The sequence below is a fragment of the Singulisphaera rosea genome, from assembly GCF_054877945.1.
Genome location: NZ_JBTYIP020000044.1, coordinates 17,999 through 41,443, shown reverse-complemented (window position 1 = coordinate 41,443; position 23,445 = coordinate 17,999). Strand labels below are relative to the sequence as shown.

Below are 23,445 nucleotides of genomic sequence, written 5' to 3'. Positions count from 1 at the left end.
TGGGAGATCTTACAGAGTCATCAACCATTCTGACTACATGAAAACGGCGTCAAAATTCAGATCAACTCATGCAGCGCAACCAATGCAGAGCCTTCCTCAGAGCGACCAAGGAAGGTTCACGTGGCATGCCTTCGATACAAATCCGGGAGGAGGGAAGAAGGTAGGAAAACCTATCAACAAACCGACAATAGTCTAGAAATGAGAGTCGAAAAACGATCCACAGATAACGCAGGTCGACGCAGACAAAATCAAAATCGCAGGATTTTCATCTGCGCCGATCTGCGTCACCTGTGGATAATTTCAGATTTCCCCACAAGTATTCAATCCTTGACGACGGAGCCGCCGGAGAGGCGACCCCGTCCGCAAGGCCCCGGCCATCCTCACGCGGTCGTCGCCGTGATCGACGACGACGTCGCCAGCGTCAGACCTGTCGCCGTCGCCTTGATCACGTAACCCACTCCAGGCTTGTTCAGGATCAGGTCGGTGAAGACCGCCACCCCGTGGACCGCCTGTACGCTCAACGTCCCGCTGACCATCCCGTTGCCAGGGTTCGCCGCCAGACCCACCGTGATCAGCCCCGAGTAGTTCGGGTCGAGGTTGCCGTCCGCATCCTCCGCCGACACCGTCAGCGAGAACGCCCCTCCGACCTCGACCGTGCTCGGAGGTTGCGTCGTGATCGACAACTGCGTCGCAACCTGCGTCACCGTGATCGACGACGAGGTTGCCGACGTCAAGCCCGCACCCGACGCCATGATCAGATAGCCAGGCGCCGACTTGTTCAACGACAGACCAAAGAAATTCGCCGATCCGTTCACGGCATAGACCGTCAATGGTCCGCTCAACATCCCGTTGCCGGGGTTCGTCACAAGGCTCAGCGTGATCAGACCCGAAAAGCTCAGGCCCTCGTTACCATTCGCATCCTTCGCCAACACCGTCAGCGAGAAGCCCTCGCCCGTCTTCACGCTCGCCGGTTGGTACGCGATAAACAACTGCGGACCCACCGGCGTCACCGTGATCAACGACGACGTCGCCGTCAGCAGACCGCTCGCCGACGCACTGATCAGGTAACCCGATCCCGCCGCGTCCAGCGTCAGACCCGTGAACGTCGCCACACCATTCACCGCGTTCACCGTCAGCATACCCCCCAGCGTCCCGTTGCCAGGGTTCGCCGCAAGGCTGAGCGTCACCGGGCCCGTATAGCTCGTGTCCGGATCCCCATTCGCGTCCTTTGCCGTGACGGTCAGCGAGAAACCCTCGCCCGTGTTCACGCCACTCGGTGGCTGCGTCGTGATCGACAACTGGTGCGCGGCCGTCAACACCGCGATCGACGACGAGGTCGCCGCCGTCAGGCCATTCGCAGACGCCGTGATCAGGTAGCCCGAACCAGGCTTGTTCAGCGTTAAGCCCGCGAACGTCGCCACGCCACGGATGACGTTCACCGTCAGAGTCCCGCCCAGCATTCCGTTGCCGGGGTTCGATGCTAGGCTCAGCGTGATCGGACCCGTAAAGTTCGGATCCACGTCACCGTTCGCATCCGTCGCCTTGACGACGACCAGGAAGCCATCGCCCGTATTCACCCCGCTCGGCGGTTGTGTCGTGATCGACAACTGCGTCGCAACCCGCGTCACCGTGATCGACGACGACGTACCCGCGGACAACCCCGACGCCGACGCCTTGATCACGTAGCCAGGCGCCGACCTGTTCAACCATAGACCTGTGAACGTCGCCACTCCGTTCACCGCGTTCACCGTCAATGTCCCGCTCAACATCCCGTTGCCGGGGTTGGTCGCGAGGCTCAGAGTAATCGGACCAGAATAGTTCGGATCCACGTCACCGTTCGCGTCCTTCGCCGACACCGTCAGCGAGAAACCCTCGCCCGTCTTCACGCTCGCCGGTTGGGTCGTAAAGGACAACTGCGGACCGACTGGCGTCACTGTGATCAACGACGAGGTCGCCGACAGTAGCCCGCTCGCCGACGCATCGATCAGGTAACCCGATCCCGCCGCATCCAGCGTCAGGCCCGTGAACGTCGCCACGCCGTCCACCGCATTCACCGTCAGCGTACCGCTCAGAACGCCGTTACTGGGGTTCGCCGCAAGGCTCAAGGTCACCGGGCCCGTGTAACTCGAGTCCGGATCCCCATTCGCATCCTTCGCCGTGACCACGAGCGAGAAACCCTCGCCCGTGTTCACACCGTTCGGTGGCTGCGTCGTGATCGACAACTGGGGCGCGGCCGTTATCGCCGCGATCGACGACGAGGTCGCCGATGTCAGGCCATTCGCAGACGCCGTGATCAGGTAGCCCGATCCCGGCTTGTTCAGCGTCAAGCCCGTGAATGTTGCCACGCCCCCAATGGCGCCGACGGTCAGAGTCCCGCTCAGCATCCCGTTGCCGGGGTTCGCCGCAAGGCTCAGCGTAATTGGACCCGAGTAATTCGGATCCACATTTCCATTCGCGTCCTTGGCCGTGACGATCAGTGAGAACCCCGACGCCGTATTCACGCTCGTCGGCTGCGTCGTGATCGCCAACTGGGTCGTGGCCGTCGTCACCGCGATCGCCGACGACGTTGCCGCCGTCAGGCTCGTCGCCAACGCCCAGATCAGGTAGCCCGACCCCGACCGGTTCAACGACAGGCCCGTGAACGTTGCCACGCCGTTGACGGCCCAGGCCGACAGCGTCCCACCGAGCATCCCGTTGCCGGGGTTCGCCGCAAGCCTCAGCGTGATCAGGCCGGTGTAATACGGATCCAGGTTCCCCTTCGCGTCCTTGGCCGTGACCGTCAGCGAGAAGCCCTCACCCGTCTTCACACTGCTCGGCGGCTGAGTTGTGATCGCAAGCTGCGTTGCGCTGATCTTCACGGTAATACCCACGGTGACCGGGGGCACGTTCGGAGTCGCCACCTGGATCGAGTAGGTTCCCGCCTTATTCAAGGTCAGGCCCGTGAACGTCGCCATACCCTTCACCGCCTGGAGGGTCAACGTCCCGCCCAAGGTTGCATCGCCCGGATTCGTCACCAGGCTCAACGTCACCGGGCCGTAGTAGTTCCTATCGATGCCCCCGGACCCGTCCAATGCAATCACCGTCAACGAGAAGGGAGCCATCGTCGTCTGACTCTTCCCATCCCACGTGGCAAATGCGAGCAAATGAGTCGCAGCGGGTTTAACCGCCATCGCCGACGACGTCGCGGCCGGCAACCACGACGCCGTGGCCAGGAACTGGTAGCCGGAGGCCGCCCTGTCCAGGTTCGCCTGGAAGCTCGCCACACCGTGGACCGCCTGGAGCGTCAACACCCCGCCCACCGTCGCGCCGCCGGGGTTCGTTGCCAGGCTGATCGTGATCGTGCCGGAGTAGTTCGTGTCCACATTTCCGTTGGCGTCCAGCGCGGTGACAGTGACCGCGAACGACACCATCGTCATCGGGATGGTCGACGGGACCGAGATCGCCAAATGGGTCGCGACGGGCGTCACGTCGATCGACGTCGACGTCGTCAGGGCCAGATCCGACGCCGTCGCCTTGATCAGGTAGCCGAACCCCGGCTTGTTCAGGATCAGGTTAGTGAAGGTCGCCACGCCGTGGACGGCGTTGACCGTCAGCGTCCCGCCGAGAGCTCCGTTGCCCGGGTTCGCGCCCAGGCTCAGCGTAATGGGCCCGGAATAGTTCGGGTCGATGTTCCCATTCGCGTCCTTCGCCGTGACCGACAGCGAGAACGTACTCCCGACCTGGATTGTGCTCGGCGGCTGGGTCGTGATCGCCAACCGCGGCCCGGCGGCGGTTACGTCGATCGCCGACGACGTCGACGGTAGCAGGCCCCAAGCCTTCGCCTGGATCAGGTAGCCCGTTCCCGGCTTGTTCAGCGTCAGACCCGTGAACGTCGCGATCCCATTCACAGCGCCGACCGTCAGCGTCCCGCTCAGCATCCCGTTGCCGGGGTTCGTCGCAAGACTCAGCGTCACCGGGCCCGAGTAGTTCGGGTCCAGGTTTCCGTTCGCATCCTCCACCGTGACCGTCAGCGAGAAGCCCTCGCCCGTCTTCACGTCGCTCGGCGGTTGGGTCGTGATCGCCACCTGGGGCGCAAACATTGTTACTGCGATCGCGGACGATGTCGCGGCCATCAGGCCTGAACCCTTCGCCTTGATCACGTAGCCCGATCCCAGCTTGTTCAACGACAGGCCCGCGAACGTCGCGATCCCATTCACAGCGCCGACCGTCAGGGTCCCGCTCAGCATCCCGTTGCCGGGGTTCGTCGCAAGACTCAGCGTCACCGGGCCCGAGTAGTTCGGATCCAGATTTCCTTGTGCGTCCTTCGCGGTGACCGTCAGAGAGAAGCCCTCGCCCGTCTTTACGCTGGCCGGTTGCGTGGTGATCACCAACTGCGGCGCTGCGGCGGTCACGTTGATCGCCGGCGATATCGCCGCCAGCAGGCCCGGCGACGTCGCTTTGATCAGGTAGCCCGATCCCAAGCGGTTCAACGTCAGGTCCACGAACGTCGCGACACCGTTCAGGGCGTTGACCGTCAGTGTCCCGCCGAGGTATCCGTTGCCCGGGTTCGCCAACAGGCTGAGCGTGATCGGGCCCAGGTAGTTCGGATCCCGATTCCCTTGTGCGTCCTCGGCGGTGACGACAAGCGAGAAGCCCTGGCCTGGATTCACGCCGTTCGGCGGCGGCAGCGTCGTGATCGCCAACTGGGGCGTGGCCGTCGTCACCGTGATCGACGACGTTTTCGCCGTCGGCAGGCCGGTCGCCGAGGCCTGGATTACGTAACCCGACCCCGCCGCGTTCAAGGTCAAGCCCGCGAACGTCGCCACGCCCTGGATGGCGCTAACGGTAAGCGTCCCGCCGAGCCGCCCGGTACCGGGGTTCGCCGCAAGGCTCAAGGTCACCGGGCCCGAGTAGTTCGGATCCACGTTCCCATTTACGTCCTTGGCGGTGACGACGAGCGAGAAGCCCTCGCCCGAGTTCATGCCGCTCGGAGGTGGCGTGGTGATCGCCAACCGCGTCGCCGTGGGCACCACCGTGATCGCCGACGTTGTCACCGCGAGCCGGCCCGACGCCGTCGCCTGGATCAGGTAGCCCGATCCCGACTTGTTCAACGACAGGCCAGTGAACGTCGCGATCCCGTACACAGCATTGACCGTCAGGGTCCCGCTGAGCATCCCGTTGCCGGGGTTCGCCGCAAGGCTCAGGGTCACCGGGCCCGAGAATTTCTGGTCCTGATTCCCGTTCACGTCCTTGGCAATGACAGACAGCGAGAAGGACCGGCCCGTCTGCACGCTGCTCGGCGGCGGCGTCCTGATTGTCAATTGGGGCGGGAGCGATGTCGCCGTGATCGGCGACGAGGTCGCTGAGGTCAGGTTCGCCGTCGACGCCGTGATCAGGTAGCCCGATCCCGGCGTGTACAAGCTCAAGTCATAGAATCTCGCCACCCCCTGATAGGGGTAGGCCGTCCTCGACCCGCTGAGAATCCCGCCGCTGGGGTTCGCCGACAGGCTCAGCGTGATCAGGGCAAAGTAATTGGGGTCGACGTTCCCGAGCGTATCCTCAACCGTCACCGTCAGGCTGAACGGCTGGCCCGTCGTCACGTTGCTCGGCTGCATGGTGATCGACAAATGCGTCGCCGCGGGCACCACCGTGATCGCCGTCGTCGCCGACGTCAGGCCCGTCGCCGACGCCTGGATCCCGTAGGCGACTTTGTCCAGCGAGAGGCCCGTGAACGTCGCCACGCCATTTACGGCCTGGACCGACAGCGTACCGCTCAGCGTCGCGTTGTTGGGGTTTGACGAGAGTCTCAGCGAGATGAGGCCGGTGTAATTCGGGTCGAGGTCCCCGTTCGGATACCTCGCCGTGACGGTCAGCGAGAAGGCCGAGCCCGTCGTCACGGTGCCCTGCGGAGGCGTGATCGCCAACTGCGTCGCCGCGGGCACCACCGTGATTGCCGACGACGTCGCCGAAGTCAGGCCATTCGCCGTCGCCGATGCCTGGATCACATAACCCGACGCCAGCTTGTTCAGCGTCAGCCCCGTGAACGTCGCCACTCCGTGGACAGCGTTGACCGTCAGCGTACCGCCCAGCATCCCGTCGCCGGGATTCGCCGCAAGGCTCAATGTCACCGGGCCCGGATAGTCCGGATCGAAATTCCCATCTGCGTCCTTCGCCTTGACGATGACCGTGAAGGCCGCACCCGCCTCCACCACGCTCGGCGGCTGCGTCGTGATCTCTAACTGCGTCGCGTTCTGCGTCACCGTGATCGGCGCCGATAACGTCGGCGACCACTCGGTCCCACCCAGGACGGTCGCCTTGATCACATAGCCCGCAGCCGGCTTGTTCAACCACAGACCCGTGAAGGTCGCCACCCCCTTAATAACGCTGGTCCTTAGATAAAAAGGCGCGCTCAACATCCCGTTGCCGGGGTTCTCCGCCAGACTCAGGACCATGTCGTAACCAGTGTAGAGCGGCGGGGTCGGGAACCCATTCGCGTCCTCAAAGGTGACGACGATCGTGAAGGCCTGGCCCGCGACCACACTGCTTGGCTGGGTCGTGATCGCGAGTTGCGTCGGGGTCGACTTCACCGTGAGCGCCACCACCCCCGCCCCCGACGTCAGGCTTCCCGACGTCGCCTTGATCCAGAAGGTCCCCCCCCGATTCACCGTCAGGCCCGTAAACGTCGCGACTCCATTCACCGCCTGGACTGTCAACGTCCCGCCCAAGACCCCGCCGCTCGGGCTCGTGCCCAGGCTCAACGTCACCATCCCCGAGTAGTCCGGATCAACATTCCCGTTCGCATCCGTCGCCTTCACCACCAACGTGAACGGGACCAATGGTGTCACCGAGCCCGAGGACGTCACCTGGCCCTTCAGTGTGGTTGCGGTGGCCCTCATCGCGATCGACGGGGTCGTCGCCGTCGTCAGCCCCGCCCCCGAGGCCGAGAGCGTGAAGGACTTCACTCCGTAGGTATCGCTCCGGGACGTGTTGAACGTCGCCACACCATGCACCGCGTTGATCGTCAAGATCCCGCTAAGGGCGTAGTCTTCCGACCCGTTCGTCCCCGTGCTCAACCGGATCGGGCCGGAGTAGTTGGTGTCGACGTGCCCGTTCGCGTCCAACGCCTGAACCGTCACCGAGAAGGGCGCATTCGTCTTCACACTGCTCGGCGCGGACACGATGGCCAGATGGGTCGCCGCCGGGGAAGTCAGCGTCGCCGAGAAGGGAGCCGTCGTGACGGACGGCGTGTCGTTGTCCGTCGAGACGAGGATCGTGTAGCCGCTGCCGACTTTGTCCAGCGTAAGATCCGTGAACGCCGCCACACCCCGGAACGACACCACGGAGATCGTCCCGTCGAAGAAGCGCGTCCCATCGAGAGTCGCTCCCGTGGGGTTGTTCGCCAGGCTCAGCGTAATAGTACCGCTGTACAGTTTGTCGACGCTCCCGGTCGGGTCGAGTGCCGTGACCGTGAGCCAGAAATCCTTGCCGACCGTGACCTGCGGTGTGGCCGTGACCGTGAGCGTGTCGATCTGCCAGCCGGCGTCCACCATCGCCGCCCAGTCAAGCGGGGTGAAACGAGCCCCTTGCGGATAACTGCCATACGATGCATCCGCGTCCATGATCGCGTCTTCGCCGAACGACTGGGTCCCCGCAGCCCAGTTGGTGGCGGTCGCGTCGAGCGTTATGGGGCCGCCGTACGAGTATTGGGAATGAAGCCCTTCGAACGTGTTGATTCCCTCGCGATAGGTCTCGGAGCCGGGCCACGTCGGGAGTAGCCCCAGGACGTGCCCCACCTCATTCAACGCCGTGGCGAGGAAGTCCGCCTTGCCGCTAACCGACGCCGTCCCCATCGGCGTGAAGCTGAATTGCGTCAACGTCGAGAACGTGACCGAGCCGCCCCAGAGCCCGGTGTCAGTCCGAGAGGTTGTCGAGGTTGCCTGCGCCCCTACCTGGCCCCTCGTCCCGACCAGTTGGTTCCACGACGCGCTCCCTGACGACGAAGTCCCCCCCGTCACCCCTTTCCCCGTCACACCGCTCGGCAACGCCGACGCACCCGCGTACACGATGATCGTGTCCGCAGAGACCGCCAGGTTCGTCAAGTTCAGCGTCGAGTTGATGTTCCGAGGGTCGAACGTCTGCGCCGACCAGGTGTTCCCCGCGCCGGGATTCCCCGGAATCGCCGCCAGGTGATCGTTCAGGTGGCTGCCCAGGTAGCTCCCCGCCTGCTCCAGAATCGTCCGCGCCTCCGACCCGGGCGCGAAGAACCCCGTGTTGTCATACGTATAGTCGAACTGGATCGTCACCGACATGACGACCCGAGATTCTAAGCTCTCGATCCCGCCCACAAACGACCGAACACGGCGAAACTTACCTCGCCGAATCCTCTGCGGGCGAACGACTTGGATCTCTCGCATCGGGGTGTAAACTCGATAGGTGCACGACTGATGGAGGGGAGGGAAACGCGCTTCGGGCCACCACCCCTTGAGACTGTGCATGATATCCTACGGAATTCACGCCCGTCATGGCCACCTAAAAATCGTGACAGAATCTAAATTGACTCATTCATCGATATTGATACGAATAAAAATTTCTAAATCAATTAAAGAAACCAAATTCGAAACACTTTTCGATTCATAAGCCAGGAAAATCTCGCGATGCGCGTTTTCAGCAACCACTTGCCCACACCCCGAGGCGGCCGAAACGCTCGATGACCGTCCTGACCTCGCATTGAAGCGGATCACGCGCACCGCGGCGCCAGATCCGTCGATCGCCCAGGTCCACGACGACCCCGAGCGGTCCATGGTCCGATGCCCCCTTCTGCCATCGGGCTCACCGGTAGGGAGGCGGCGCCGAAGCCCGACGACGGGGTCGCCACGATGGCGACCCCGTCCGTTAGGCCTCGGCTATGCTCACGCGGTCGTCGCCGTGATCGACGACGAGGTCGCCAACGTCAGCCCCGCCGCCGTCGCCTTGATCAGATACCCCACCGCGGGCTTGTTCAGGATCAGATTGGTGAACGTTGCCACGCCGTGCACCGCCTGCACGCTCAACGTCCCGCTCACCATCCCGTTGCCCGGGTTCGCCGCCAGACCCACCGTCACAAGCCCCGAGTAGTTCGGGTCCACGGCCCCGTTCCCATCCTCAGCCGTCACCGTCAGCGAGAAGGCCTCGCCGACCTCCACCGTGCTCGGCGGCTGCACCGTGAAGGCCAACTGCGTCGCAACCTGCGTCACCGTGATCGACGACGACGTTCCCGCAGACAGCCCCGACGCCGATGCCTTGATCACGTAGCCAGGTGCCGACTTGTTCAACGACAGACCCGTGAACGTCGCCACGCCGTTCACCGCATAGACCGTCAGCGTCCCGCTCAACATCCCGTTGCCCGGGTTCGTCGCGAGGCTCAGCGTGATCGGACCCGAGTAGTTCGGATCCAAATTCCCATTCGCGTCCTTCGCCGACACCGTCAGCGAGAAACTCTCGCCCGTCTTCACGCTGGTCGGCTGGGCCGTGATCGACAACTGCGGACCCACCGGCGTCACCGTCATCAACGACGACGTCGCCGACAGCAGCCCGCTCGCCGACGCATTGATCAGGTAACCCGAACCCACCGCGTCCAGCGTCAGGCCCGTGAACGTCGCCACACCATTCACCGCGTTCACTGTCAGCGTACCCCCCAGCGTCCCGTTGCCGGGGTTCGCCGCGAGGCTCAAGGTCACCGGGCCTGTGTAGCTCGAGTCCGGATCCCCATTCGCGTCCTTCGCCGTGACCACGAGCGAGAAACCCTCGCCCGTGTTCACACCGTTCGGTGGCTGCGTCGTGATCGACAACTGGGGCGAGGCCGTCGACACTGCGATCGACGACGAGGTCGCCGCCGTCAGGCCGTTCGCAGAAGCCTTGATCTGGTAGCCCGACCCAGGCTTGTTCAGCGTCAAGCCCGCGAACGTCGCCACGCCCTGGATGACATTCACCGTCAGCGTCCCCCCCAGCATCCCGTTGCCGGGGTTCGACGCAAGGCTCAGCGTGATCGGGCCCGTAAAGTTCGGGTCCACGTCTCCATTCGCGTCCGTCGCCTTGACGACGACCAGGAAGCCATCGCCCGTGTTCACTCCGCTCGGAGGCTGGGTCGTGATCGACAACTGCGTCGCGACCTTCGTCACCGTAATCGACGACGACGTTCCCGCCGTCACGCCCGACACCAACCCCGACGCCTTGATCAGATAGCCAGACGCCGACTTGTTCAATGACAGACCCGTGAACGTCGCCACTCCGTTCACCGCGTTCACCGTCAACATTCCGCTCAGCATCCCGTTACCGGGGTTCGTCGCAAGGCTCAGCGTGATCGGACCCGAGTAGTTCGGATTGAAATTCCCGTTCGCGTCCTTCGCCGACACCGTCAGCGAGAAGACCTCGCCCGTCTTCACGCTCGTCGGTTGAGCCGTGATCGACAACTGCGGACCCACCGGCGTCACCGTCATCAACGACGACGTCGCCGACAGCAGCCCGCTCGCCGACGCATTGATCAGGTAACCCGAACCCACCGCGTCCAGCGTCAGGCCCGTGAACGTCGCCACGCCGTTCACCGCGTTCACCGTCAGCGTTCCGCCCAAAACTCCGTTACCGGGGTTCGCCGCGAGGCTGAGCGTCACCGGGCCCGTGTAGCTCGAATCCACATCACCATTCGCGTCCTTGGCCGTGACGGTCAGCGAGAAGCCCGCACCCGTGTTCACGCTGCTCGGCGGTTGCGTCGTGATCGACAACTGGGGAGCGGCCGTCAACACCGTGATCGACGCCGAGGTCCCCGCCGTCAGTCCACTCGCCGACGCCTTGATCTGGTAACCCGAGGCCGGCTTGTTCAGCGTCAAGCCCGCGAACGTCGCCACGCCACCGATGGCGCCGACCGTCAGCGTCCCGCTCAGCATCCCGTTGCCGGGGTTCGCCGCAAGACTCAGCGTCACCGGGCCCGTGTAGTTGCGGTCGATGTTCCCGTTCGCGTCCTGCGCCGTGACGATCAGCGAGAAACCCTCGCCCGTCTTCACGCCGCTCGGCTGCGTGGTGATGGCCAACTGCGTTGCCGCGGACGTCACCGTGATCGGCGTCGAGGCCGCCGCGGGCAGGCTCTTCGCCGACGCCTGGATCACGTAGCCCGAGGCCGACTTGTTCAACGACAGGCCCGTGAACGTCGCCACGCCTTTCACGGCCCTGACGGACAGAGTTCCGCTCAACATCCCGTTGCCGGGATTCGCCGCCAGGCTCAGCGTGATGAGGCCCGTGTAAGTCGTGTTGAGGTATCCGTTCACGTCCAGCGCCGACACCGTCAGCGAGAAACTCTGACCTGTCTTCACGTCGCTCGGCGGCGGCGTGGCGAACGACAAATGTGTTACCGCCGTCGGCACCGAGACGACCGTCGTCGTCGCCGACGTCAGGCCTGCCGCCGACGCATTGATCCCGCCGTAGGCGGTACTGTTCAACGAGAGATCCGTGAACGTCGCCACGCCGTTCACGGCCTGGACCGACAGCGTCCCGCTCAGCTTCGCGATGTCAAGGTTTGCCGGGAGTCTCAGTGTGATGAGGCCGGAGAAATTCGGGTCGAAGTCCCCGTTCGGATACCTCGCCGTGACGGTCATCGAGAAGATCTCGCCCGGCGCCACGAAGCTCGGCGGCTGCGTGGTGATCGCCAACTGCGTCGCCGCGGGCAGTACCGTGATCGGCGTCGAGGTCGCCGGCGACAGGCCACTCGCCGTCGACGAGGCCTGGATCACATAACCCGAGGCCAGCTTGTTCAACGACAGCCCCGTGAACGTCGCAACCCCGTGGACGGCGTTGACCGTCAGGGTCCCGCCCAGCGCCCCGTTGCCGGGGTTCGCCGCGAGGCTCAACGTCACCGGGCCCGGATAGTTCGGATCAAAATTCCCATTCGCGTCTGTTGCCTTGACGACGACCGTGAAGGCCTGACCCGCTTCCACCTCGCTCGGCGGCTGCGTCGTGATCGCCAACCCCGTCGCGTCCTGCGTCACCGTGATCGGCGCCGACGTCGCCACCGTCAACTGCGTCATCGCCACAGGGGTGGCCTTGATCACATAACCCGAGGCCGGCTTGTTCAACCACAAACCATTGAACGTCGCCTTCCCTGATCTGACGCCGGCCCTTAGTTCAAAAGGCGCGCTCAGCATCCCGTTGCCGGGGTTCTCCGCCAGACTCAAGACGACGTCGAAACCGTTGACTGTCGGGACCAGGAACCCATTCACGTCCTCCACGGTGACGACGATCGTGAAGGCCTGCCCCGCAACCACGCTGCTCGGCTGGGTCGTGATCGCCAGTTGCGTCGGGGTCGACTTCACCGTGAACGTCACCAACCCCGCCCCCGACGTCAAGCTCCCCGACGTCGCCTTGATCACGAAAGTCCCCGCCCGATCCACCGTCAGGTCCGTGAACGTCGCCACTCCGTTCACCGCCTGAACCGTCAACGTCCCGCCCAGGATCCCGGCGCTCGAGCTCGAGCCCAGGCTCAACGTCACCAGGCCCGAGTAGTCCGGATCAACATTTCCGTTTGCATCCGTCGCCTTCACCACCAACGTGAACGGGACCAGCGGAGTCACCGGGCCCGAAGACGTGATCTGGCCCTTCAGCGTGGTCGCGGTGGCCCTCATCGCGATGCTCGAGCTCGTCGCCTTCGTCAGGCCCGCCCCCGAGGCCGAGAGCGTGAAGGACTTCACTCCGTAGGCATCGCTCCGGGACGTGTTGAACGTCGCCACCCCATTTACAGCGTTGACCGTCAAGATCCCGCTGAGAGAGTAGTCTTCCGACCCGTTCGACCCCGCGCTCAACCGGATGGGTCCGGAGTAGTCGGTGTCGACATCCCCGTTCGCGTCCAACGCCTGCACCGTCACCGAGAAGGGCTCATTGGTCTTCACGCTGCTCGGCGCGGACACGATGGCCAGATGGGTCGCGGCCGGGGGGGTCAGCGTCGCCGAGAAGGGAGCCGTCGTGATGGACGGCGTGTCGTCGTTGGTTGAGACGAGGATCGTGTAGCCGCTGCCGACTTTGTCCAACGTGAGATCCGTGAACGTCGCCACCCCCCCGATCGACACCACGGAGATCGTCCCGTCGAGGAAGCGCGTCCCATCGAGGGTCGCCCCCCCGGGGTTGTTCGCCAGGCCAAGCGTGATGATACCGTTGTACGCCTTGTCGATGTGCCCGGTCGGGTCGAGCGCCGTGACCGTGAGCCAGAAGTCCTGGCCGACCGTGACCTGCGGTGTGGCCGCGACCGACAAGGTGTCGGTCTGCCAACCGGCGTCCTCCATCGCCGCCCAGTCGAGCGGGGTGAAATGAGCCCCTTGCGGATAACTGCCGTACGACGCGTCCGCGTCCATGATCGCGTCTTCGCCGAACGACTGGGTCCCCGCAGCCCAGTTGGTGGCGGTCGCGTCGAGCGTTATGAAGCCGCCGTACGAGGCACTGGAATGGGCCCCGCCGAATTTAATGGAGTTCCCATTGTCAAAGGTCTCCGAACCGGGCCACGTCGGGAGCAACCCCAGGACGTGTCCCAGCTCATTCAACGCCGTGGCGAGGAAATCCGCCTCGCCGCCGACCGACGGCGTCCCCATCGGCGTGAAGCTGAACTGCGTCAGAGTCGAGAACGTGACCGAACCGCCCCAGGGCCCGGTGTCGTAACGAGGGGTTGTCGGGGTTGCCAGCGCCCCCGCCTGGCCCCTCGTCCCGACCAGTTGGTTCCACGACGCGCTTCCCGACGACGAGGTCCCCCCCGTCGCGCCTTTCCCCGTCACGCCGCTCGGCAACGCCGACGCACCCGCGTATACGATGATCGTGTCCGCGGGGACCGCCAGGTTCGTGAGGTTCAGCGTCGAGTTGATGTTCCGGGGGTCGAACGTCTGCGCCGACCAGGTGTTCCCAGCCCCGGGGTTCCCCGGGATCGCCGACAGGTGATCGTTCAGGTGGCTCCCGAGATAGCTCCCCGCCTGCTCCAGGATCGTCCGCGCCTCCGACCCGGGCGCGAAGAACCCCGTGTTGTCATACGTATAGTCGAACTGGATCGTCACCGACAGGACGACCCGGGGCTCCAGTGCTTCGATCCCACCCGTAAACGAACGGACACGTCGGAACTTACCTCGCCGAATCCTCTGCGGGCGAACGACTTGGATCTCTCGCATCGGGGTGCAAACTCCAAAGGCTCGCGACTATTGGAGGGGGGGGACACACGCTCCGAACCACCACTCCTTGAGACTGTGCATGGTATCCTACGGAATTCCCGACTGTCATGGCCACTAAAAATTCGTGCCAAAATCTAGATTGGCTCATTCAGCGATGCTGGCACCAATCAGAATTCCTAAAATGGCTTGTCCAGGATAACACACCAAACGCTTTCCGATTCGTGAATCGTCGAACCCTCGCGACGTACGCTTTCAGCAACCGCTTGCCCAAACCTCGGGACGGCCGAAACGCTTGATGACCGTCATGACCACGTTTCACAGAAGATCATGTGCACTCCGTCGCCATGACGACAGGGCCGCCGCCGAAACGACGACCCCGTCCATTAGGCACACGCCATCCTCACGCGGTCGTCGCCGTGATGGACGATGACGTCGCCAGCGTCAAACCCGACGCCGTCGCCTTGATCAAGTATCCCACCGCGGGCTTGTTCAGGATCAGATTGGTGAACGTCGCCACGCCGTGCACCGCCTGCACGCTCAACGTCCCGCTCACCATCCCGTTGCCCGGGTTCGCCGCCAGACCCACCGTGATCAGCCCCGAGTAGTTCGGGTCGAGATTCCCGTTCGCGTCCAGCGCCGACACCGTTAGCGAGAATGCCACTCCGATCGTGACCGTGCTCGGAGGCTGCGTCGTGAACGCCAATTGCGTCGCCGCCGTCGTCACCGTGATCGACGTCGAGGTCACCGGTGTCAGGCTCGACGACGAGGCCTTGATCAAATAACCCGATGCCGGCTTGTTCAACCACAAGCCCGTGAACGTCGCCACGCCGCGCACCGCGTTGACCGTCAGCGTTCCGCTCAACATCCCGTTACCGGGGTTCGCCGCAAGGCTCAGGGTCACCGGACCCGTGTAGTTCGGATCCAGATTCCCACTCGCGTCCAGCGCGTTGACCACGACCGTGAAGACCTCTCCCGTCTTCACATTGCTCGGCGGCTGCGTGGCGATCGTGAGCTGCGTCGAGGCCGTCGTCACCGCGATCGGGTTCGACGTCGCCGTCGCAAGGCTCGACGACGAGGCCTTGATCAGATAACCCGACGCAACACGGTTCAGCCACAGACCCGTGAAGGTCGCAACACCATTGACCGCGTTGACCGTCAGAGTCCCGCCGAGCATCCCGTTGCCGGGGTTCGCCGCGAGGCTCAAGGTCACCGGGCCCTTGTAGTTCGGGTCCACGTTCCCGTTCGCGTCTTTCGCCGTGACGACGAGAGAGAAGGTCTCGCCCGTCTTCACGCTGCTCGGCGGCTGCGTCGTGATCGCCAACTGGGTCGCGGCCGGGGTCACCGCGATCGACGTCGATGTCGCCGCCGTCAGGCCCGACGCCGACGCCTTGATCGAGTAACCCGACGCCACCCGGTTCAGCGACAATCCGCTAAACGTCGCCACGCCGTGCACGGCGTTGACCGTCAAGGTCCCGCTCAGCATCCCGTTGCCGGGGTTCGTCGCAAGGCTCAGCGTGATCGGACCGGCATAATTCGGGTCGAGGTTACCGTTCGCGTCCCTCGCGTTCACGACGAGGGAGAAGGCCTCGCCCGTCTTCACGCTGCTCGGCGGCTGCGTCGTGATCGCCAACTGCGTCGAGGCTGTCGACACGTTGATCGCCGTCGACGTCGCGGCCGTCAGGCCCGTCGCCGATGCCTTGATCAAGTAGCCGGACGCCGGCTTGTTCAGCCAAAGGCCGGTGAACGTCGCAACGCCGTGGACGGCGTTGACCGTCAGGGTCCCGCTCAACATCCCGTTGCCGGGGTTCGCCGCCAGGCTCAGGGTCATCGGGCCCGAGTAACCGGGATCCACGTTCCCGTTCGCATCCGTCGCGTTGACGACGAGAGAGAAGGTCTGGCCCGTCTTCACACTGCTCGGCGGCTGAGTGGCGATCCTGAGCTGCGTCGCGGAAGGCGTCACCGTGATCGCCGCCGAGTTCACCGGAGGAATCGGCAAGCTGTAGACAAACACATTGAGCTTGTAGCCGGAAGCCGGTTTGTTCAGCGACAAATCCGTGAACGTCGCGACACCGTTCACCGCCTGGACCGACAACGTCCCGCTCAGCATCCCGTTGCCGGGATTCGTGGCAAGGCTCACCCAGATCACGCCCGAGAAGTTCGGGTCGACGTTGCCGCTCGCGTCCTTCGCGGTCACCGTCATCGAGAAGGGGTCGCCCGACTTCACGCTGCTCGGCGGCTGCGTCGTGATGGCCAGTTGCGTCGCGGCCGGATTTACCGCGAACGAGGTCGAGTACGCCATCGACAGGTCCGCGGCCGTCGCCTTGAGTTGGTAGCCTCCCGACTTATCCAACGTCAGGCCGGTGAACGTCGCGACACCGTCCACCGCCTGGACCGTCAACGTCCCGCCCAGAGTCGCGCCGCTCGGACTCGAGTTCAGGCCTATCGTCACCAGGCCCGTGTAGTTCGGGTCCACGTATGCGCCATTCATCGCCTGCACCTTCACGGTGAAGCTGGCCATCGTCTTCAAACCGTCAGGTGGCAGCACCCAGAAATTCAGCGAGCTCGCGGCGGGGGTTACCGTAATCGGCGCCGACGTCGCCGACGTCAATCCCGACGCCGAGGCCGTGAACACGTAGCCGGAAGCCGCCCTGTTCAGGGTCGGAACGATCGTCGCCACCCCGTTCACGGCCTGGACCGTCAACGTCCCGCCCACGGTCGCGTTGCCGGGGTTTGTCGTCAGGCTTAACGTGACGGAGCCTGAGTAGCTCGTGTCCACATTTCCATCGGCGTCCAACGCGTTGACGGTGATCGAGAACGGGGCCGCCGTCTTCACGCTGGTCGGTTGACTCGTGATGACCAACTGAGTCGCCGCAGCCGCCACCGACATCACCGGCGCCCTCGAGAGCTTCGCGCCCGTCGTCGAGGCCGATGTTCCGGAGCCCGTGCCACTATTCGATTCGAGGATCGTCTTCTCGGCCGTTTCGGTCGAGAAGGGGCCCACGTTGCCATAGGTAGGATCGATCGGAGTCGTGACCGAAAGGACAACCCGAGATTCGAGTGTTTCGATCCCGCCTAAAAACGACCGGGCGCGTCGGGACGATCCTTGCGGGCGCGTGCGTGAGTTCTCTGACATCGCAGGTGCAATCTCCGTAGGCACACGACTGGAGGGGAGGGGGGGTACTCGCTTCAGGCCACCACACCTCGAGAATGAATGTGTGATATCTTACGGACCTCCCGCTTGCCATAGCCAGTTCAAAATCGTGACAAATTCTAGATTGGCTCATGCAGCGATATTGATATCGATGGAGGCCCCTAAGAGCGCTCGGAGGAAATCATCCGAGCCCTTCGTCGATTCGTGAACCATGGAGACGGCATGTCGATAGGACGACAGGCACCGCCGACTCACGCCCCGGAGCCGCCGGAGAAATGGCCACAAGCTCGGCCACATTCCTGCTTTACGAGTTGCAGAGACGCTCGCGCACTCCATCGCCAGCCCGGTCGATCGCCCACGACCGACCCGGTTTTTCGAGCGAAACCGGGTTTCGAAAGAGACTAGAAGAAGTCGACACCCCCATCGCCAAAACGCCACGGAAGCAAGCAGGCACGAATCAACGGCTCTTATGCCGGATCCGGTGCAATGTCCCGCGCACCGGGCCGGCTTCGCCCGTGGCGGCGATCGACTCGGCCTCGGTGACGAGGCCCCAGGGGGAGAGCAAAACCTCGAGGTTAGCGCTGGCGACCCGGTAAGGGCCGGCGATCAGGGCGACGCCATCGGGCTCGAGGAGTCTGGCGATCAGGTTGCCGACGAGCGGGACGAGGCGACGCTCGTACAGGACATCCGCGCCGATGATCACCGGATAACGCTCGTCGGGGAGATCACGCCAGTCGAGCCGACCGATCGAATAGCTCGAGGGGTCGAACCCATTCGCCTCCGCACTCCGGCCCACGAACCGGAGGGTGTCCTCGTCGTAGTCGGTGAAGCGAACGCGAAGGCCGCGGCCCACGCCGATCAACCCGGCCAACCCTAGCCCGCAGCCAATCTCGAGCACCGAGAGGCCGGGGCCCAGGGGCTCCCGGACGACCGCTTCCGCCAGGAGGAACGCGCCGGGCCAAAGATAGGCCCAGTACGGCATGTAATCGTCGCGCCGATTCCTCGCCACGATCTCGGGGACGTCGAGCAGCCGGTCGGGGTCCGTGGGGCGAACGAGCCGAATCGGCAGGCTTCCAATCGTGAATTCCGAGGTCGTCGTCGGCCCTTCATAAATCCCTGCGGACTCGGTGTCGATTTCCGTCCCCATCGCCATGGCCATCCCCGAAGATTCTTGACGGTGCCCCGTTTACGGGACTATAATCGAGCCCTGTTGAGATTGAATCTCAATGCAATACAAACCTACCCGGTCGATGCCCCGCCCATCACTTGCGTCACGGATTGGTGAGAACGCCCATGCGTCGAATCGCGATACCGGCCTGGCTGGCGTTCCTGATCACGTCGACGGGCCTCGGGGCGGACGTCACCGGGACGGTGGCGATGCCCGACGTCTGTTCGCCGGAGATCAGCCCGGCGGTCGTGACGCTGGAGCCGATCGACGGGCCGCCGCCCGCGGCTTTGGCAACGGCATCGTCGGCGCCGGCCGAGGTCTCCCTGGTCGACCAGCGTGGCTTGCAGTTCGTCCCGAGGGTCCAGGTGATGCCCCTGGGGCGGACCATCGAGTTCACCAACTCCGACTCCGAGACGCACAGCGTCCACGTCGTCTCGCCGGGCTACCAGCTTAACGACTCGATGCCCGCCGGCAAATCCCTCAAGTGGGTCCCGGAGAAGGCGGGGGTCGTGCGCCTGACCTGCGACGTCCACAGCCACATGCGGGGCTTCGTGATCGTCGCCGCCACCCCCTGGGCCCGCACCTGCACGCGCGAGGGGAAGTTCCGGCTCCGCGACGTCCCCGACGGCCGATACACGCTCAACGTCTGGCACGAGATGGGCGACCCGCTCCGCACGGAGATCACGGTGAAGGGCGCCGACGTCGCGGTCGAGACGCTCACCCTGACCGCACCGCTCGCCGTCCGAAGCCCCGGCCGGCTCGCCCCGATCCGCCCCTGGCCCGAGGTCATCGACCGGATCAGCGTCACGCTCGCGTCGAGCCTCGCCCTCGCCTCTCGGCCCGGCGAGTTCAAGAAGGCCCGGAGCCTGGCGGAGGACGCCTACTGGGGCGAATTCGAGGCTTCGGACATGGAGACGGCCGTGCGAGCCCGGCTCGGCTTCGCCCGTAAGGCCGAGCTCGAGGCCAAGTTCACCGCAATTGCGTCGGAAGTCCGCGAGGTCGCCGAGGGGAGGAGCCCCGCGGCCCACTTCGCCGACCTGAATCGCGCGCTCCTCCTCGCCCTGGTCCACACGGCCGAGGAGTTGAACCGCAAGGGCGTGACCGACGGCGCCCACATCTACAACTCGCCGGGCGAACAGGCCTCGGCCGACCTCGCCGAGGCCCCGTCGGGCGACCACCGGGCCCAGCTCGTCGCCCTGGCCAAGGGGTTCGCCGGGATCCGATCGATGGCCGACCAGGACGAGGCCGAAGACGCCGCCTCGGCGATGACCTCGGTCTACTTCTCCGAGTTCGAGCCGCTCGAACGGTTCGTCGCGGCCCGCAAACCTCAGGACGTCCGCCCGCTCGAGATGCAGTTCAACGCGATCCGAGGAGAGATCCGCACGGGGCTGAAGGGCCAGGCCCTCGCCGCGAGGCTCGACGGGTTGCGTTCCCAGGTGGAGACCACCCTCGACCGCAGCGACTCCCAGGCCTCGGGGGCCTTCGGGACGGCCTTCGCCGCGTCTTTGATCACGATCCTCCGCGAAGGCGTCGAGATCATCCTCCTCCTGACCATGCTCACGACCCTGGCCGTGAAGACGGGGCAGGTCGGGGCCTTGAAGGCGATCCGTTGGGGCGTCGGGCTCGCGGTCCTCGCCAGCATCGGTACCGCCTGGGCGTTGAACCGACTCGTCGCCTCGTCGCAGGGGCAGGCTCGTGAGATGGTTGAAGGGCTCGTGATGCTCGCCGCGTCGGGCGTCCTCTTCTACGTGAGCTACTGGCTGATCTCGCAGAGCGAGTCGAAGCGCTGGATGGACTTCCTCAAGCGGCAGGCGAAGGTCGGGGGGGCGAGTACCTTGGCCCTGACCGCCTTCCTGGCCGTCTACCGCGAAGGGGCCGAGACGGCCCTGATGTATCAGGCGATGATCGGAGCCCAGGGCCAGTCGCGCCCGGGGATGCTCGGATTGGCCGCCGGTTTGGGCCTCGGGCTGGTCCTCCTGGCGATCGTCGCCGTGGTCATCCGGGCCACGAGCGTCCGGCTCCCGCTCCGGTCGTTCTTCACCGTCTCGGGTGCGGTGCTCTTCGCGATGGCCGTCGTCTTCGCGGGGAACGGGGTCTTCGAGCTCCAGTCCTCCGGGATTCTCAAGACCACGCCGATGACGTGGATGAGTTGGCTTGGGGCGGGGATCCCGACCCTCGGGCTCTACCCGACCGTCCAGACGCTCTCGGTGCAGGGCCTCCTGCTGATCGGTGCGATCTTCGCCTTCGCCCTCCTGGCCGCGGGAGAGGGCGTCGTCGCCCCGAAGGCCGCCCCGGCGACTCCCAAGGATTCGTCGTCCCCCCTCGGCCCCGCGCCGACCGCGAACGCCGGAGCCTGATCCGGCGCATCCCCACCCTCCTTAGCCCGAGGATATGATATTATGCTGAAGCGTTTTGCCGGCCCTCTGGTCACGGCGCTGATCCTCGGCGGCGTGGCGTTGATCCTGTTCTTCAACCTGAACTCGAACCCGACCGCGTCCTCGACGGGACCGAAGCCCGAGGCCAAGGCCGAGAACACGGCCGAGCCCGCCGGCAGCCCCGAAGGCGCGAAGCCCGCCGGGTTCCGGGAGTTCCCGATCGGCGAGCCCGTGGTCGAGAACCACATGAAGATCGTCGCCGTCTGGCTCCCTCCGATCCAGATGGGCGGCCAGGGGGCCATGACTCCGGACCTGATCCACATGGAGGCGGACATCCACGCCACCGAGGAGAACCCGAACGGCCTCGGGCTCGGCGAGTTCGTCCCCTACCTGAAGATCCACTACGCGATCACGCCGAAGGACGGTGGCGCGCCGATCCAAAAGGGCGAGTTCGTCCCGATGGTCGCCCGCGACGGCCTCCACTACGGCGCCAGCATCTCGATGCCCAAGGCCGGCTCCTTCCGCCTGACCTACGACATCGACCACGCGACGAAAGGCGGAATCGGCCGCCACTCCGACCCCGCCACCGGCGTCGCCCCCTGGTGGGAACCCTTCCAGGTCAGCTTCGACTGGGACTACGCCGGGCCTGTCAAGTAACCCGGCAATCGGCTTGGTGACTCACCGCAGAGGCACCGAGACCACAGAGACGGCTCGCCACAGTCGACCAAGCCCTCTCCGATTGAGTTGGGGGAGACTCACCACAAAGGCACAAAGACACGAAGGGTTTCGGGAAAGCCTCCGAGCCGGATCCTTCGGCTTGTGATCCTGTCCTTTGTGTCTTGGTGCCTTTGTGGTGAAGCGATCTTCCGGCGAGTGCTCGGCGGAGATCGGCGCGGAGTGCCTACGTCCGCAAAGACCAACCATCACATTTCTGTCGATTTTAAACTATTTCACATCTTCAAAAAATCTCACGATCAGCTCCGAGGCCTGATCCGCGGCCGTGTCGAGCGCGAAATGGCCGCCGTCGAGGAGATGGACCTGGGCACTTGGGACGTCGCGTCGCAGCGCCTCGGGCTCGGCGATCGTGAAGGACGGGTCATACTTGCCCCAGAGGACCAGGAGCTTCGGCTGGGCCTTCCGGAGCCAGGCCTGCCACCCGGGGTATGAGGCGACATTCGTCCGGTAATCATAGAAGAGATCGGCCTGGATGTCCGCCTGCCCCGGTTGGTTCAGGAACGCGAATTCATCCGTCCAGAGGTCGGGATCATAACGTTCGACCTCCGGGTCGCTGCCGACGTGCCTCATCCGGGTCGCTTCCAACGACAAGAGGTTCTTCCGCAACTGGGCCTCGTGCCCGGCTCGATCGGCCCAGTACGCGCGTCGCGTGGCCCAATTCGGCCCCAAGCCCTCGTCGTGGGCCACCGCGTTCTGAACGATGAGCGCACGCACGCGTTCCGGGTGGGCGATCGCCAGGCGATACCCGACCGGCCCGCCGTAATCCTGCATGTACAACGTGTATCGCTCCAGCCCGACGACCTGCGTGAACCGGTCGATCACTTCCGTGAGCGTGTCGAACGTGTAAGCAAACTCTTTGGGATTCGGCCAGTCACTGTGCCCGAACCCGGGATAGTCGGGCGCGACCAGGTGGAAGTGTCCTGCGAGCCTCCTCAGGAGTGGCTCGTACATTCGCGAAGACGACGGCAGCCCGTGGAGCAAGAGGATCGTCGGCGCATCCTTGGGCCCGGCCTCGCGGTAGAACACGCGCAGGCCATCGACCTTTGCATAGCGGTAGGAGATCCTTTGGGACAACGCCGGCTCCTTGGCCGAAACCACCGTCGAGGAGAGCAGGGCGGCGGCGATCACCACCCCGAACGCAACCGATCCCTCACGTCGAGCATCCATCTCTCAAGCCTCGCGAATCGAAGGAGTTGCCGAACATCATCCGCCCGACTCATTCCTCTCGAGCCCGGGCCCTTGCCCGATAGGCGGCGACCTTGGCCCGATTGCCACATCCCGCCGAGGTGCAGTACCGCCTCCCGTGGCCCTTGGTCCGGTCGTAGAACCAGAGGACGCATCGTTCCCCGGCACATTGCCGGATGAGGTCGATCTCTCCGTGCGCGAGGAGCTCGGCGACCGCCTCCGCGACCGGCGCGAGGAATTGCTCGGGGGTCTCACCTCGGGGCATGCGTCGGAGTTCGAGCTCGAATCCGGAGGCCGCGACGAGTTGGAGTGGGCCCGTGGAGGCGGCCAGGAAGGCGTTGATCACGCCGAGGGACGGCCGTCGGCCGCCCTTCCTGGCCTCGATCGCCTTCAGCGTGGCCTTGCGGAGCCGCCTCGTCGACGCGAGCAGCGAACCGTCCTCCCAACGCGAGTGCCTCGACGCGACGGGGGCCGAAGCGAGCCCGAGCCAGATTTCGACGTCTCTGTCCGAACGGAGTGTGTCCGAGACCTCGCCATCGACGACCCGGACGGTATTGATGAAATCAATCGCCAGGTGGTCGCCGATGAAGTCGAGGTCATGCGGCCGATCCGACGTTCGGACAGCGGGGCGATCCATGGTCCTGTCCGATCCTGTAACTGCCAACAGGCTTGACCGAGGTTACC

9 protein-coding genes are annotated in these 23,445 nt (G+C 64.7%); 2 read left to right on the top strand and 7 right to left on the bottom strand.

Annotated features, from left to right (window positions below):
- Window positions 1-380 precede the first annotated feature (380 nt).
- The 5 genes from ACYOEI_RS38555 to ACYOEI_RS38535 all read right to left on the bottom strand — a co-directional run bounded on the left by ACYOEI_RS38555 (window position 381) and on the right by ACYOEI_RS38535 (window position 18,457).
- Window positions 381-8,288, bottom strand: a complete 7,908-nt coding sequence (locus ACYOEI_RS38555) for a beta strand repeat-containing protein (protein ID WP_462855834.1) — start codon at window positions 8,286-8,288, stop codon at window positions 381-383.
- 249 nt (window positions 8,289-8,537) lie between these two features.
- Window positions 8,538-8,780: a hypothetical protein gene (locus tag ACYOEI_RS38550; RefSeq protein ID WP_462855833.1), complete on the bottom strand. Its 243-nt coding sequence runs from the start codon at window positions 8,778-8,780 to the stop codon at window positions 8,538-8,540.
- 108 nt (window positions 8,781-8,888) lie between these two features.
- Window positions 8,889-14,147: a beta strand repeat-containing protein gene (locus ACYOEI_RS38545; RefSeq protein ID WP_462855832.1), complete on the bottom strand. Its 5,259-nt coding sequence runs from the start codon at window positions 14,145-14,147 to the stop codon at window positions 8,889-8,891.
- A gap of 400 nt (window positions 14,148-14,547) precedes the next feature.
- Entirely contained in the window at window positions 14,548-17,034 is a 2,487-nt protein-coding gene (locus ACYOEI_RS38540) for a hypothetical protein (protein ID WP_462855831.1), read from the bottom strand.
- Window positions 17,035-17,755: 721 nt separating this feature from the next.
- Window positions 17,756-18,457, bottom strand: coding sequence for a class I SAM-dependent methyltransferase (locus tag ACYOEI_RS38535; protein ID WP_462855830.1), 702 nt, complete (start codon window positions 18,455-18,457; stop codon window positions 17,756-17,758).
- A gap of 134 nt (window positions 18,458-18,591) precedes the next feature.
- On the opposite strand from ACYOEI_RS38535, the gene ACYOEI_RS38530 reads away from it, so the two are divergent.
- Together ACYOEI_RS38530 and ACYOEI_RS38525 are read left to right on the top strand one after the other, a co-directional pair.
- Entirely contained in the window at window positions 18,592-20,823 is a 2,232-nt protein-coding gene (locus ACYOEI_RS38530) for an FTR1 family protein (protein ID WP_462855829.1), read from the top strand.
- A 42-nt stretch (window positions 20,824-20,865) separates the two neighbouring features.
- Window positions 20,866-21,498: an iron transporter gene (locus tag ACYOEI_RS38525; protein ID WP_462855828.1), complete on the top strand. Its 633-nt coding sequence runs from the start codon at window positions 20,866-20,868 to the stop codon at window positions 21,496-21,498.
- A gap of 288 nt (window positions 21,499-21,786) precedes the next feature.
- On the opposite strand, the gene ACYOEI_RS38520 is transcribed toward ACYOEI_RS38525, so the two are convergent.
- Complete coding sequence (locus ACYOEI_RS38520; protein WP_462855827.1) at window positions 21,787-22,743, bottom strand: alpha/beta fold hydrolase; 957 nt, start codon at window positions 22,741-22,743, stop codon at window positions 21,787-21,789.
- A gap of 49 nt (window positions 22,744-22,792) precedes the next feature.
- The gene (locus ACYOEI_RS38515; protein WP_462855826.1) at window positions 22,793-23,398 is read right to left on the bottom strand and encodes a CGNR zinc finger domain-containing protein; all 606 of its coding nucleotides are present in this window, start codon (window positions 23,396-23,398) and stop codon (window positions 22,793-22,795) included.
- Between the last annotated feature and the right edge of the window lie 47 nt (window positions 23,399-23,445).

Excerpts from the sequence above, each read along its gene's own strand:
- ACYOEI_RS38555 (WP_462855834.1), bottom strand. The coding sequence starts at position 8,288 with ATGTCGGTGACGATCCAGTTCGACTATACGTATGACAACACGGGGTTC.
- ACYOEI_RS38550 (WP_462855833.1), bottom strand. The coding sequence starts at position 8,780 with ATGGACCGCTCGGGGTCGTCGTGGACCTGGGCGATCGACGGATCTGGC.
- ACYOEI_RS38545 (WP_462855832.1), bottom strand. The coding sequence starts at position 14,147 with ATGCGAGAGATCCAAGTCGTTCGCCCGCAGAGGATTCGGCGAGGTAAG.
- ACYOEI_RS38540 (WP_462855831.1), bottom strand. The coding sequence starts at position 17,034 with ATGTCGGTGGCGGCTGCGGCGACTCAGTTGGTCATCACGAGTCAACCG.
- ACYOEI_RS38535 (WP_462855830.1), bottom strand. The coding sequence starts at position 18,457 with ATGGCCATGGCGATGGGGACGGAAATCGACACCGAGTCCGCAGGGATT.
- ACYOEI_RS38530 (WP_462855829.1), top strand. The coding sequence starts at position 18,592 with ATGCGTCGAATCGCGATACCGGCCTGGCTGGCGTTCCTGATCACGTCG.
- ACYOEI_RS38525 (WP_462855828.1), top strand. The coding sequence starts at position 20,866 with ATGCTGAAGCGTTTTGCCGGCCCTCTGGTCACGGCGCTGATCCTCGGC.
- ACYOEI_RS38520 (WP_462855827.1), bottom strand. The coding sequence starts at position 22,743 with ATGGATGCTCGACGTGAGGGATCGGTTGCGTTCGGGGTGGTGATCGCC.
- ACYOEI_RS38515 (WP_462855826.1), bottom strand. The coding sequence starts at position 23,398 with ATGGATCGCCCCGCTGTCCGAACGTCGGATCGGCCGCATGACCTCGAC.